The sequence below is a fragment of the Mesorhizobium sp. BE184 genome (genome assembly GCF_031457045.1).
GTDB lineage: Bacteria > Pseudomonadota > Alphaproteobacteria > Rhizobiales > Rhizobiaceae > Mesorhizobium.
In genome coordinates this window covers 534,617-547,887 of sequence record NZ_JAVDVU010000002.1, presented here as the reverse complement: position 1 = coordinate 547,887, position 13,271 = coordinate 534,617, and the positions used below count along the sequence as shown (strand labels likewise).

Genomic DNA, 13,271 nt, shown 5'->3' with positions numbered 1-13,271 from the left:
AGGTCCTCAGACGGACTTGAAGGCGAGCACCGCATTGGTGCCGCCGAAAGCAAAGGAATTGGAGATCGACACGCGCAGCGGCCGCTCGCGCGCGACGTTGGGCGTCACGTCCAGATCGCATTCCGGATCGGGTTCGCGGTAGTTGGCGGTCGGCGCCACCAGGCCTTCTTTCATGCCCATGATGCAGGCGATCATCTCCAGCGCGCCGGATGCGCCGAAACAATGCGCATGCATGGATTTGGTCGATGAGATGGAAAGCTTGCGCGCATGCTCGCCGAACACCCGCTTGATCGCGACAGTCTCGATCTGGTCGTTGGCCTTCGTTCCGGTGCCGTGGGCATTGACATAATCCACGTCTTCCGGGTTCAGACCGGCATCGGCAAGGCAGAGGCGCATCGCCGCCTCCGGTCCCTCGATCGTCGGTGCGACGATGTCGGAGGCATCCGCCGACATGCCGACGCCGGCGACTTCGCCGAGGATCGTGGCGCCGCGCGCGCTGGCGTGTTCATAGCTCTCAAGCACCGCCATCCCGGCGCCTTCGCCGATGACCAGGCCTTGGCGGTCGGCCGAAAATGGCCGGCAGGTATCAGGCGCAAGCACCCGAAGCGCTTCCCAGCCCTTGAGGATGGCCCATATCAGCGGCGCGTCCGTGCCGCCGGCCAACATGACATCGGCGCGGCCGAGACGAATCTGGTCCACCGCCGAAGCGATTGCATGATTAGCGGAAGCACAGGCGGAGGTGACGCCGAAGACTGGACCGCGAAGCCCGAGATTGATGCTGACCTGTCCGGAAGCGGCGCTCGGCATCACCTTCGGCACGGTGAAAATGCCGGCCCGGGTCCTGCCTTCAAGAAGGATGGCCCGGTAGTTCTCTTCGATCGCTTCCCAGCCGCAGACACCGACGCCGACCGACGCGCCGAAACGCGCCGCGTCTCCGTCCCTGGCGGACAGTCCGGAATGACGCATGGCTTCGCGAGCAGCGATGACGGCCAGCACGCTGAAGCGGTCCATCGTCACCATCTGCTTCCGGTCGATGCCGTGGTCGGGCATCGCCTTGATCTCTGCGCCGATCCGCACTTTCAGATCGTGCAGCTCGCTGTTGACGAGCGGGCCGATGGCCGAACGCCCGGCGCGCATCTCGCCCCAGATGCTCGCAACATCGTTGCCGAGGCCGCAGATGCCGCCCAAACCGGTGATGACGACTCGTTTGTGCATTGAGCGCTCTTGATCAGCCTTTTTTTGCGATCAGCACGCGAACGGCCTCAACCATATCGCCGACATTCTTGAGATTGCTCCAGGCATCGACGGTGTTCATCTCGATTTCGATGCCATACGCCTCTTCAAGGTCGAAAATGATTTCGGTGAGTTCAAGGGAATGGATGCCTAGCGCCGTCAATTCGGTCTTCGTGGTGATTTCGCCGCCATTGGTGTCGGCGTGAGCCTTGATCTTTTCGATGATGTCGGTTGCCAACTCGTCAGCCATCCGGTTCCTTCCCCAATATAAGCTTTCCGACGCTGCGGCGCTTTTTTGCCTCTTTAATTCAGCCATGCCGCGGAATCTGCCCCGCCCGGGCCTCAGGCAGCCTTAGAGGTCATCCTCTATAGAAACCGAAACCGAGGGTGGCAACAACGGATATCGACAAAGCTGCCGCAACCGGCAGCCGTGACCAATGGCAGGAACCTATGCAATGCTAAAACTCGATTGGATCGAGGAGAAGCCACCACCCACCATCGAAAGTTATTTTTAGGGAAAGGATAATGGCGAGAGCGGGCGCTTCGACCTTTAACCGGCCTATTTGGCTGGTTTGGCTGCCGCGTAGACTGTGACGTTCCTTGGGCCGTCGAACGAAACCGCCAAGACATCCTGCGTCAGTACGCGACGCGAATCGATCGCATGGAAAAGCAAGGCGTTGGCTTCGATTTCCTGGCGCAACTCGGCGACGTCGCCCTCATGCTCCTTGACCTTTGTCTGAATGGAAGGCGGCGGGCCGCCTTCGCTGCGCGCCGCATCCGTCAGGAAAACGATATCGATCTTGTCTACCATCGAGGTCTTGCGCACCTCTCCGATCGTTTCCCGGGTCCGCTCGATCGCGGCGATGACGTTTTTCTCATCGGCAATCGCCGGCTTTTCTTCCTGGGTGACCTCGGATCCGACGATTTTATCGATCGACTGGGTTGACTCCAGTCCCTCCGCATTCAGGGCGCCACCTGGCAACGCGGCCGCGAGCAGGGCGCCTATTGCAGCCGGATAAAGCCATTTCACGTTCAAATCGTCGATGGTCATGGCGTATTCCTGCCTCTAGTCGATCCATATATCAATGCGAAACGTAACCGATTTGCAGAAGGTTCCTGATGGCGCGACGGACCGCGAGGCATAGGCCCGCCGCGCGGCAGGGTCAGCCTGCCTTCTTGGTGATCAGGGTCAAGGCCCGTCGCTGCCCATGCTGGCCGCGACGATCTGGGCTGACGTCATGCCTTTTGCTTCCAGTGCCGACTTGATCTGCGGCACACCGTCGATCGACGCGCGTAGCCGTTTGAGCTCGGCGTCACTGCTCTTGGCGACGAACGCGTTCACTTGGTCCTTGGTGGCCGCGGGCAGTTGTTCGATATCGATGATCTCCACGCTCTTGATGGCCGGCTGGACCGAAGGCGCCGCTGGTGCAGTCGGGGCTGGACTCGGCGCGGCGGGAGCGGGCTGCTGCTGCGCGCTGGCGGCAGAAGCCATCATCATCGCGGCGCCGGCGATGAGCATCGTCACTTTACGCATGGATTTCCCTTCCTTCGAGTTGGATCGTCGGTGACGCGCGCAGTGCACACGGCAAATGGGATCAGAAGCTGCCGTTCATCGGGTTATTGCGTGACCATAGGATGGCCGCAATGTGAACCCGAGGGAGGGACGCTGATTCCGGTAGCGGTGGCGTAGAAACATTTTCCGGTCTAGAAAGCCGGACGTAGCATGGGAGCGGCAATTGCAGAGCGGAATGTGAACTGATGGATCAGCAGGTCGCCACCGTCCACGACATCTTTCCCCATATACGCATCGTCATGGGCATGGTGATCGGGCTTGGGGTCACCCGTCTTCTGTCCGGTGTCGCCCGCATCGTCCAGCATCCCAAGCAGTATCGGCTTTATCCTGTGCATCTCGCCTGGGTAGCGTCGGTACTGCTGATGCTCGTACATTTCTGGTGGTGGGAGTTCGGCCTCTACCAGATCGAGAACTGGACATTCGGAAAATATCTGTTCCTCATCATCTACGCCGTCGCGCTCTTCCTGCTCTGTGCCCTGCTTTTCCCGGACTCAATGCAGGACTACCGCAGTTATGAAGACTATTTCTATTCGCGCCGGGCCTGGTTCTTCGGCCTGCTGGCGACGACCTATCTTCTCGATGTGATCGATACTCTGTTGAAGGGCGAGGCGCATTTCGCACATTTCGGCAGCGAATATCTTTTCCGAACGCCGGTATTCGTTGCGCTCTGCATCGCCGCCATCCTCATGCGGAACCGGTATTTCCACATGGTCTTCGTCGCCTTGGCCCTGATTTATCAAGTGTCGTTCATCCTGCGGCTCTTCGACACCATCGCATGAGGACGATTGGGCCGGCGTTGTGGATGGGTTAGGCTGATGCGCCGCTTCCAGGGATTGTCTGCATGAAATTCAGCATCAACACCGACTTCACCAAGCTCCCACGCGCCCTATCGGTTCTGCGCGCCGGTACAGGCGCCGCCGAGCCATTCGACGCCGTCATGCTTGCGCATGACGAGCGCCATCTGCGACGCCGAGTGGTCGAACTTGTCCGTGGCGAACGCATCCTGGTCGACTTGCTCGAGCAAATAACGTTGGCAGATCACGACCGCCTTGTGCTTGAGGATGGAAGACAGGTCGAGATACTAGCTGTGGACGAGGAGGTCTATGAAATCCGCGCCCGCGATGCCGTGCATCTAGCCGAACTCGCCTGGCATCTCGGCGGCCGGCATCTCGCCATCGCCATCGAGGCGAGCCGCATCCTCATCCTGCGCGATCATGTCGATAAGGCTATGCTTGAAGAACTCGGCGTACAGGTCACAGAAATTTCCGCTCCGTTCGAACCGCTGCGTGCCGCCTCTTCAGGCGGGCACGCCCACGATCATCATCATGAGCATCAAGGCCATGGTCAGCCGGACCGGTTCGGCCGTCTCCCCGGCGACCCTCACTATGGACACAACCATGCATGAGGCGGAAAGGTTTGCGTCGACGCGGCGCTTGACGCTTGGGGGCGAGACGTGGCCTGAAACCTCGCATCTGTGGCTCGTCCAGCCATGATCATTCTTGCCTTCGCGCTTTCCGGAGTGCTGCTTCTGATCACCGCCGCGCATGTCTACTGGGGCATAGGCGGCATCCTGCCGGGTAAGGACCAGCAATCCTGCGCTCATGCGGTTGTCGGGTTCAAGGGGGTCGATGAGATGCCGCCGCCCCTATCGTGCTTCGCCGTCGCCGGATGCCTTGGATTGGTCACACTGTGGCCGATGGCGCTTGAAGGCATCTTCGCCTCGCCTTTCCCACAGGCTGGGCTGGCGGCAACGGCGTTGATGATCGCGTTGGTCTTTCTCGGCCGGGGCATAGCCGGCTTCACCCCTGCCTGGCGCAGATTGGCTCCGGAGCAGCCCTTCGCGCGGCTGGATGTGCGTTATTATACGCCGCTCTGTCTGTTGATCGGCGTGGGGTTCGGTGTCCTGGCGCTGTCGAACTTCGCCGCATGACGCTGCGCTGCTGTTCGCAGGATTTCGAGTATAGCGGAGAAATCCGGTCCCGACCGATGTGTCAAAGACCGAGTTCGACCCTCAACGCTTCGGGTGTTTCGATGTAAACGGCGCCCGCCGGCCCCTGCATTGGTCTTTCCGGCCAGAAGATGGTTTTCATGCCAGCTGCAAGGCCGGACGTCGCCCCCGTTACGCTGTCATCGATGGCAACCGCATCGGCGGGATCGACGCCGGCCAGCCACGCCGCGCGCAGGAACGGTTCAGGATGCGGCTTGCCTTCGCGCACGTCATTGCGGCTGACCGTGCGCAGGCCCGCGAGGGCGAGACCCACCATGCGCAGATTGGCGTCGACGATCAGGCGGTCTGAATTGGAAACGACGGCTTGTGGCACGCCGCGCTCATGCAGCGCGAGGAAGATCTCGATTGCTCCCGGGCGCGGCTGCAACGTGCCGACATGGTCAAGGTAATAGTCGTATTTGCGAGCGATCCATTGATCAAAGGGCAGCTTGAGCCCGAATTCGTCCCGCATCATCGCATAGACATGCTGGGCGCTTTGCCCCAGCACGCGCTCGTGAAGGTCGGCGGGCGGGGATAGTCCAAGGCTGCGCATGGCGGCAACGAGCGCCGCGTCATGCAGCGGCTCGCTGTCGACCAGCGTTCCGTCCATGTCCCAGAAAACGGCTTTCGGCGTCATGTGTGCATCCTTTCAGGGGCGTCTCTTAGAGTGTTTGCCGGGCAAGCGAAACGTTTTCTCCAAATCCGGGGCGGATGTGCATCATGCTGTTCGGGCCGCTCCGGGCAATTGACGCTTTAATACGACAATTGCGCGAAGAGGGAATCCCTGTAATGTGCGCCCGAGGAGCATTCATATGAACGCCAGGCAGGATGCTGGTACGACCAGGCTGGACGATGCGGCGCGCGCTGGCTGGCTGTATTACGTTGCTGGCAACACGCAGGATCAGATTGCCGGAAAGCTTGGCATCTCACGCCAGACCGCCCAACGGCTTGTTTCGCTTGCCGTCACCGAAGGGCTCATCAAGGTTCGCGTCGACCATCCCATCGCCAACTGTCTGGATCTTGCCGCGCGGCTGCGCGAGCGCTTCGCTCTTGATCTGGTCGAGGTGGTGCCGAGCGATCCCGATTCCTCTTCCACCACGATAGGCATTGCCGAAGCCGCCGCTGCCGAGATCGAACGCCGACTTCGTTCGGTGGAGCCTATCGTCATGGCGATCGGCACGGGCCGGACGCTCAAGGCGGCGATTGAACAGCTGCCGCCGATGGAATGTTCCCAGCACAAGGTTGTATCCTTGACCGGCAACATTTCCCCGGACGGTTCGGCTGCTTTCTACAACGTCATTTTCACCATGGCTGACCGCATAAAGGCCCGGTCTTTTCCCATGCCGCTGCCTGTCATCGCCTCCTCGCCGGAGGAACGGGAGATGCTTTTGAGCCAGCCGATGATCCAGCCCACGCTGGCGCTCGCCGCCCAGGCTGACGTGACATTCGTCGGCATCGGCGATCTGGGGCCAAGGGCGCCGCTCTATCAGGACGGCTTCATCTCGGATGCCGAACTGAAGGCTTTGCAAAAGGCCGGCGGCGTTGCTGAGATCGTCGGCTGGGTTTTCGACAGGGAAGGCCGGCTCATCGACGGCATCACCAACGACCGTGTTTCCTCGGCGCCGCTGCCGTCGCGCGAAAGGTCTCTGGTGGTGGCCCTCGCCATGGGCGAACTGAAACTGCCTGGCATATTGGCGGCGGTGAACCGGCGTCTTGTCAACGGGCTGATCACCGACGAGCGTACCGCCGTCGCGCTTCTGGCGGGCTGATACAGTAATTTTTCACGACTTCATCTGTCGCGCTTGCACGGCTGTGAGGCCGCGGCCTACCGGCCCGCTTGACGGCCGGCCCTCCCGTGCTGCGCTGCAGCAACGATTGCGGCTTGACATAATTCAGACTTAGTGAGTAATTGCTCAACACCAAAGCAAATGCTCACTTTGGTTTTTGGGAGGATTTTGATGAAACTTTATACGCTCATTCTGGGCCTTTGCTCCGCGAGCGCGCTCGCTGTTGCCGCGCACGCCGAATCCATCACCATCGCCACGGTCAACAATGGCGACATGGTCCGCATGCAGAAGCTGACCGACGACTTCACGTCCAAGAACCCCGACATTCAGCTCAACTGGGTCACGCTGGAGGAAAACGTCCTGCGCGAACGCGTCACCACCGACATAGCCACCAAAGGCGGCCAATATGATGTGATGACCATCGGCACCTACGAGGTTCCGATCTGGGCCAAGCAGAACTGGCTGTTGCCGCTCGACAATCTCGGCGCCGACTATGACGCGTCCGACATTATTCCCGCCATCGCCGGCGGCCTTTCGGTGGATGGCAAGCTCTATGCCGCGCCTTTCTATGGCGAATCCTCGTTCGTCATGTACCGCAAGGATTTGATGGAGAAGGCCGGGCTGCAAATGCCCGATGCGCCGACCTGGGAATTCATCAGGCAGGCAGCCGACAAGATGACCGACCGCGCCAACGGCGTGAACGGCGTCTGCCTGCGCGGCAAGGCCGGCTGGGGTGAGAACATGGCCTTCCTGACGGCGATGTCGAACTCTTACGGCGCGCGCTGGTTCGACGAGAAGTGGGTGCCGCAGTTCGATCAGCCGGAATGGAAGAACACGCTTCAGTCTTACGTCGACCTCATGAAGGCCGACGGTCCGGAGGGCGCTTCCTCCAACGGCTTCAACGAAAACCTGGCTTTGTTCCAGCAGGGCAAATGCGGCATGTGGATAGACGCCACCGTCGCCGCCTCCTTCGTCTCCGATCCGAAGAACTCGACCGTCGCCGACAAGGTCGGCTATGCGCTCGCCCCCGACAACGGGCTTGGCAAGCGTGGCAACTGGCTGTGGGCATGGTCGTTGGCCGTCCCAGCCGGTACGCAAAAGGCCGAAGCTGCCCAGAAGTTTGTCTCCTGGGCGACCAGCAAGGCCTATCTCGAGCTGGTTGCTTCCAAGGAAGGCTGGGCCAACGTTCCGCCCGGAACGCGCAGCTCCCTCTACAACAATCCCGAGTACCAGAAGGCCGCGCCGTTCGCCAAGATGACCCTGGACTCCATCAATGCCGCCGATCCGACCAAACCGACTGTCAAGCCGGTGCCCTATGTCGGTGTCCAGTTCGTCGCCATTCCTGAATTCCAGGGCCTGGGCACGACCGTCGGTCAGCTCTTCTCGGCTGCCCTTGCCGGTCAGATGAGCGTCGACGACGCCCTCAAGCAGGCGCAGGATGCCGCCACCAGCACGATGAAGGAAGGTGGCTACATACAGTAAAGGCAACCTCCCGGTGCCTTGGCCGTCCGGGTCCCAGTCCGGACGGCCAGCTCTTCACAACTGTTGAAAACCGAATCCGTCAAACTGAGGGTGACCACCATGGCTACTCGACAGACAAGTTCGCTCGCGCGCCTCATGATGGCGCCGTCCGTGGTGCTGCTTCTGATCTGGATGGCCGTGCCGCTGGCCATGACCCTGTGGTTCTCCTTCCAGCAGTACAATCCGCTGAACCCCATCCGCGACGGATTCATCGGTCTCTCCAACTATGCCCTGTTCTACAACAATCCGGCTTTCATCGCCGCCATCCTCAACACCCTCATCCTGGTTGGAAGCGTGCTGTTGATCACCATCATCGGCGGCATCCTGCTGGCGCTTCTGCTCGACCAGCCGATGTGGGGTCAGGGCATCGTCCGCATCCTGGTGATCTCGCCCTTCTTCGTCATGCCGCCGGTCGCCGCGCTGGTGTGGAAGAACATGATCATGCATCCCAGCTACGGTGTCTTTGCCGACATCGCCCGCTTCTTCGGCGCGCAGCCGATCGACTGGTTTGCCAGCTATCCATTGTTTTCCATCATCCTGATTGTCGCCTGGCAATGGCTGCCTTTCGCGACGTTGATCCTGCTCACTTCGCTGCAGTCGCTCGACGGCGAACAGAAGGAAGCGGCGGAAATGGACGGCGCCGGCTTCCTCAGCCGCTTCTGGTATCTGACGCTGCCGCACCTCGCGCGCGCCATTACCGTCGTCGTGCTGATCCAGACCATCTTCCTGCTTGGTGTATATGCCGAAATCCTGGTCACCACCAATGGCGGACCGGGCTACGCCTCCACCAACCTGCCTTTCCTGGTCTACCAGAAGGCGCTGCTCGAATTCAAAATCGGCCAGGCGTCCGCCGGCGGCATCATTGCCGTGATCCTCGCCAACATCATCGCCTTCTTCGCCATGCGCGCGGTCGGCAAGAACCTCGACAAATAGGAGGTCGATCATGGCACGCACTGTCACCAACCGGCACAAGACGATCGCTACCGCTGCGGCCTGGATCGTGGCGCTGTTGATCTTCTTTCCGATCCTCTACACCATCATCACCTCGTTCAAATCCGAGCAGGAGGCGATCCAGGGCTTCAACCTCATTCCTTCGGGCACGTTCGAAAGCTATTCCGCGGTTGAGGACCAGAGCGGCTATTTCAAGTTCTTCCTGAACTCGGTGATCCTCTCCGTCGGCTCGACCATACTGGCGTTGATCGTCGCCGTGCCGGCGGCCTGGTCGATGGCGTTTTCGCCGACAAAGCGCACCAAGGACATCCTGATGTGGATGCTGTCCACCAAGATGATGCCGGCGGTCGCGGTGCTCTTTCCGATCTACCTGATCTTCCGCGACTTCGGTCTGCTCGACAGCCGCGTCGGCATGACCGTGATGCTGATGCTGATCAACCTGCCGATCGTCGTCTGGATGCTCTACACCTATTTCCGCGAGATCCCCGGCGAGATCCTGGAAGCTGCGCGCATGGACGGAGCGTCGCTGTGGGGCGAGATCGTCTATGTGCTGACGCCCATGGCCGTGCCGGGCATCGCATCCACAATGTTGCTCAACATCATCCTGGCCTGGAACGAAGCCTTCTGGACCATCCGGCTGACCACCACGAACGCTGCGCCGCTGACCGCCTTCATCAGTTCGTTCTCCAGTCCGCAGGGTTTGTTCTGGGCGAAGCTTTCGGCGGCCTCGACGCTGGCGATCGCGCCGATCCTGATCATGGGCTGGTTCAGCCAGAAACAGCTCGTGCGCGGCCTCACCTTCGGGGCGGTCAAATAAAGACGAATTGAACCGGCGTTGCGGGACGCAACGCTGCTTTTGGAGGAAGCGATGGGCAATATCGTTCTGAGAAACGTAACGAAGTCGTTCGGGTCGACGACGATCATACCGAACATCGACCTCGACATCGCCGACGGCGAGTTCGTGGTGTTCGTGGGACCCTCGGGCTGCGGCAAGTCGACCCTGCTCAGGCTGATCGCCGGGCTCGAGGACACCACGGCCGGCTCGATCATCATCGACGGCCGCGATGTCACCGACGAGGCGCCGGCCAAGCGCAAGCTCGCCATGGTCTTCCAGTCCTACGCGCTCTATCCGCACATGACGGTGGCCAAAAACATCGGCTTCCCGCTCAAGATGGCCGGCGAGAAGCCGGAAGTGATCGAAAAGAAGGTGGCCGACGCCGCCCGCGTCCTCAACCTCACCAACTATCTCGAACGTCGCCCCGGCCAGCTTTCCGGCGGCCAGCGCCAGCGCGTCGCCATCGGCCGCGCCATCGTGCGCCAGCCCTCCGCCTTCCTGTTCGACGAGCCGCTGTCGAATCTCGACGCGGCGCTGCGCGGTACCATGCGCCTTGAGATCTCCGAACTGCACCATCAGCTGAAGACGACGATGATCTACGTCACCCACGACCAGGTCGAGGCGATGACCATGGCCGACAAGATCGTCGTCCTCAACGCCGGCAACATCGAGCAGGTCGGCTCGCCGATGGAGCTCTACAAGACGCCGAAGAACCTGTTCGTCGCCGGTTTCATCGGCTCGCCCAGGATGAACCTCGTCGATGGCGCCGCCGCGGCCAAGTACAAGGCCGACAAGATCGGCGTGCGCCCCGAACATGTCGCCATTTCGACCAAACCCGGCGCCGCTGGCGCCTGGAAGGGCACGGTGGGCGTCGCCGAGCATCTCGGCTCCGACACGTTCGTGCATGTCCACACCGAGGGCCAGGGCACCATCAATGTGCGCACCGATGGCGATCTCGCCGTCCACCATGGCGATACCGTCTACCTCACCCCCGACGAAACCCGCATCCACCGCTTCGGCAAGGATGGCCTGGCGATGTGAGTCGACAGACGCGTGGGTCAGGAAGGTTCACTTGCGTTGGAAGGCATGACAATGCGGCTCGCCGGCAAATCGGCTATCATCACCGGCTCGGCGCGCGGTATAGGCAAGGCTTTCGCCAAGGCCTATCTGCTTGAAGGCGCTACCGTCGCCATAGCCGACATCAATCTGGAGGCCGCCGAGGCGACGGCCACCGAACTCGGCGACAAGGCCTATGCGGTACGGCTCGACGTCACCGACGGCGCTTCGATAGAGGCAGCGGTGAAGGCCGTCGAGCGCAAGGCCGGCGGTATCGATATCCTCATCAACAACGCCGCCTTGTTCGATCTCGCGCCGATCGTCGAAATCGAACGGGCCAGCTATGACCGGCTGTTTGCTGTCAATGTCGCGGGCACCCTGTTCATGATGCAGGCGGCGGCTCGCTCGATGATCGCCCGGGGCAAGGGCGGCAAGATCATCAACATGGCGAGCCAGGCCGGCCGCAGGGGCGAGGGCCTGGTAGCGGTTTACTGCGCTACCAAGGCGGCGGTGATTTCGCTGACTCAATCGGCCGGCCTCGACCTGATCAAGCACCGCATCAACGTCAACGCGATCGCACCCGGCGTCGTCGACGGCGAGCACTGGGATTATGTCGATGCGCTGTTCGCCAGGCATGAGAACAGGCCGCGCGGCGAAAAGAAGAAGATCGTCGGCGCCAGCGTTCCCTATGGCCGCATGGGCAGGGCCGAGGATCTGACCGGCATGGCCGTCTTCCTCGTCAGCGACGACGCCGAATACATCGTCGCCCAAACCTACAATGTCGATGGCGGCCAGTGGATGAGCTGACCATGTCCGGCGCCTTGCCGGCGGGAGAATGGAAATGACCACGAAGCTTTCGGCTGCAACATTAAAAAAACTGCCCGCCAAGGTGGCCAAGCCAAAATATGACCGTCGCGAATTGAAGGCCGGTATCCTGCATTTCGGTGTCGGCAATTTCCACCGCGCGCACCAGGCCGTCTATCTGGACGATCTGTTCAATGCCGGTCTGGGTTGGGATTGGGCGCTGGTCGGCGCCGGCGTGTTCGACGGCGAGAAGACCGGGCGCGCCAAGCTCCAGCAGCAGGACTGGCTGACCACGGTGGTGGAGCAGGATCAGGCTCACAAGAACGCACGCGTCACCGGCGTCATGATCGATTTCCTGATGCCCGGCGATTCCGCTGCGATCGTTGAACGACTGGCCGATCCGGCTATCAGGATCGTCTCGCTCACCATCACGGAGGGCGGCTACTTCATTGATCCCGCATCCGGTATCTTCAATCCCGCTCATCCGGAAATCGCTGCGGACGCCGGCAACCTATCCGCGCCGAAGACCGTGTTCGGCATGATTCTGGCCGGCATCGTCCGCCGGCGGGAAGACGGCATCGTTCCGTTCACCGTCATGTCCTGCGACAACATTCCTCACAACGGTCATGTCACCTCCGACGCGGTCGTAGGCCTGGCGCGACTCGTGGACGAGGACCTGGCCGAATGGATCGCCGACAACGTCGCCTTTCCCAACGGCATGGTCGACCGCATCACGCCGGCGACCTCGGAGCGTGAACGCGCTCTGCTGGCGCAGGATTTCGGCGTCGAAGACAATTGGCCGGTCTTTTGCGAGCCCTTCCGCCAATGGGTGCTTGAAGACCGCTTCACCAACGGCCGCCCGCCGTTGGAGAAGGTTGGCGTCCAGTTCGTCAAGGATGTCGCGCCCTACGAACTGATGAAAATCCGCATCCTCAATGGCGGCCACGCGACCATCGCTTACCCGGCGGGATTGATGGATATCCATTTCGTCCATGAGGCGATGCAGGAGCCGCTGGTTCGCGGCTTTCTGGCAAAACTGGAGCGAGAAGAGATCATCCCGACCGTACCGCCGGTTCCCGACACCAGCCTCGACGACTACTACAAGCTGATCGACAAGCGCTTCGCCAACCCGAAGATTGGCGACACGGTCAGGCGCCTGTGCCTCGATGGCTCCAACCGTCAGCCCAAGTTCATCATCCCCACCATCGCCGATCGTCTGAAAGCCGGGCAGGGCACGGCAGGGCTTGCGCTGGCCTCCGCCTTGTGGTGCCGCTATTGCTACGGCACCACAGATTCCGGCACCATAATCGAGCCCAACGATCCGAATTGGGACCGAATGCAGGAAACGGCGAAGGCGGCCAAGGACAATCCCGCCGCCTGGCTTGCGATGGAAGACATCTATGGAAAGGTTGGCCGCTCCGAAGCCTTTGCTGCCGATTTCGCCGCTGCCCTGCGGGCGCTGTGGCAGAACGGAACGCGCGAAACGCTGTCTGCCTATCTTGGCGGAAAGGCCTGAGCGACCTG

Annotated in this window: 15 protein-coding genes; 10 read left to right on the top strand and 5 right to left on the bottom strand. The window is 61.2% G+C overall.

Features of this window, described 5'->3' with window-relative positions:
• Positions 1-6: 6 nt before the first annotated feature.
• The 4 genes from J2X35_RS10765 to J2X35_RS10750 form a co-directional block, all read right to left on the bottom strand.
• Entirely contained in the window at positions 7-1,215 is a 1,209-nt protein-coding gene (locus J2X35_RS10765) for a beta-ketoacyl synthase (protein ID WP_056114061.1), read from the bottom strand.
• 13 nt (positions 1,216-1,228) lie between these two features.
• A complete protein-coding gene (locus tag J2X35_RS10760) occupies positions 1,229-1,483 on the bottom strand; it encodes an acyl carrier protein (RefSeq protein WP_056114064.1) in 255 nt (84 codons plus the stop codon).
• A gap of 309 nt (positions 1,484-1,792) precedes the next feature.
• Positions 1,793-2,284 (bottom strand): hypothetical protein, encoded by a 492-nt coding sequence (locus J2X35_RS10755; RefSeq protein WP_310185208.1) that lies wholly within the window; start codon positions 2,282-2,284, stop codon positions 1,793-1,795.
• Between the two features lie 138 nt (positions 2,285-2,422).
• Positions 2,423-2,767 carry a hypothetical protein gene (locus J2X35_RS10750; protein ID WP_310185206.1) on the bottom strand — a complete coding sequence of 115 codons (345 nt, stop codon included), beginning with the start codon at positions 2,765-2,767 and terminating at the stop codon, positions 2,423-2,425.
• 224 nt (positions 2,768-2,991) lie between these two features.
• Here J2X35_RS10750 and J2X35_RS10745 point away from each other — a divergent pair, with 224 nt between their 5' ends.
• From J2X35_RS10745 to J2X35_RS10735, 3 genes are all read left to right on the top strand, one after another.
• On the top strand, positions 2,992-3,585 hold the full coding sequence (locus J2X35_RS10745) for a hypothetical protein (protein WP_310185204.1): 594 nt from the start codon (positions 2,992-2,994) through the stop codon (positions 3,583-3,585).
• A gap of 62 nt (positions 3,586-3,647) precedes the next feature.
• Positions 3,648-4,211 (top strand): urease accessory protein UreE, encoded by a 564-nt coding sequence (locus J2X35_RS10740; RefSeq protein ID WP_310185202.1) that lies wholly within the window; start codon positions 3,648-3,650, stop codon positions 4,209-4,211.
• A gap of 84 nt (positions 4,212-4,295) precedes the next feature.
• The gene (locus J2X35_RS10735; protein WP_310185201.1) at positions 4,296-4,736 is read left to right on the top strand and encodes a DUF3995 domain-containing protein; all 441 of its coding nucleotides are present in this window, start codon (positions 4,296-4,298) and stop codon (positions 4,734-4,736) included.
• Positions 4,737-4,797: 61 nt separating this feature from the next.
• Here the strand turns inward: J2X35_RS10735 and J2X35_RS10730 are convergent, their stop codons facing one another.
• Entirely contained in the window at positions 4,798-5,430 is a 633-nt protein-coding gene (locus J2X35_RS10730; protein WP_310185199.1) for an HAD family phosphatase, read from the bottom strand.
• 175 nt (positions 5,431-5,605) lie between these two features.
• On the opposite strand from J2X35_RS10730, the gene J2X35_RS10725 reads away from it, so the two are divergent.
• The 7 genes from J2X35_RS10725 to J2X35_RS10695 all read left to right on the top strand — a co-directional run bounded on the left by J2X35_RS10725 (position 5,606) and on the right by J2X35_RS10695 (position 13,263).
• Positions 5,606-6,562, top strand: coding sequence for a sugar-binding transcriptional regulator (locus J2X35_RS10725; RefSeq protein ID WP_310185197.1), 957 nt, complete (start codon positions 5,606-5,608; stop codon positions 6,560-6,562).
• 189 nt (positions 6,563-6,751) lie between these two features.
• On the top strand, positions 6,752-8,062 hold the full coding sequence (locus J2X35_RS10720; protein ID WP_310185196.1) for a sugar ABC transporter substrate-binding protein: 1,311 nt from the start codon (positions 6,752-6,754) through the stop codon (positions 8,060-8,062).
• Positions 8,063-8,161: 99 nt separating this feature from the next.
• Positions 8,162-9,034 carry a sugar ABC transporter permease gene (locus J2X35_RS10715; protein ID WP_310185194.1) on the top strand — a complete coding sequence of 291 codons (873 nt, stop codon included), beginning with the start codon at positions 8,162-8,164 and terminating at the stop codon, positions 9,032-9,034.
• A 10-nt stretch (positions 9,035-9,044) separates the two neighbouring features.
• Positions 9,045-9,869, top strand: a complete 825-nt coding sequence (locus J2X35_RS10710; protein ID WP_310185193.1) for a carbohydrate ABC transporter permease — start codon at positions 9,045-9,047, stop codon at positions 9,867-9,869.
• 51 nt (positions 9,870-9,920) lie between these two features.
• A complete protein-coding gene (locus J2X35_RS10705) occupies positions 9,921-10,928 on the top strand; it encodes an ABC transporter ATP-binding protein (protein ID WP_310185190.1) in 1,008 nt (335 codons plus the stop codon).
• A 51-nt stretch (positions 10,929-10,979) separates the two neighbouring features.
• The gene (locus tag J2X35_RS10700) at positions 10,980-11,750 is read left to right on the top strand and encodes an L-iditol 2-dehydrogenase (protein WP_310186118.1); all 771 of its coding nucleotides are present in this window, start codon (positions 10,980-10,982) and stop codon (positions 11,748-11,750) included.
• Positions 11,751-11,784: 34 nt separating this feature from the next.
• Entirely contained in the window at positions 11,785-13,263 is a 1,479-nt protein-coding gene (locus J2X35_RS10695; RefSeq protein ID WP_310185189.1) for a mannitol dehydrogenase family protein, read from the top strand.
• Positions 13,264-13,271 lie beyond the last annotated feature (8 nt).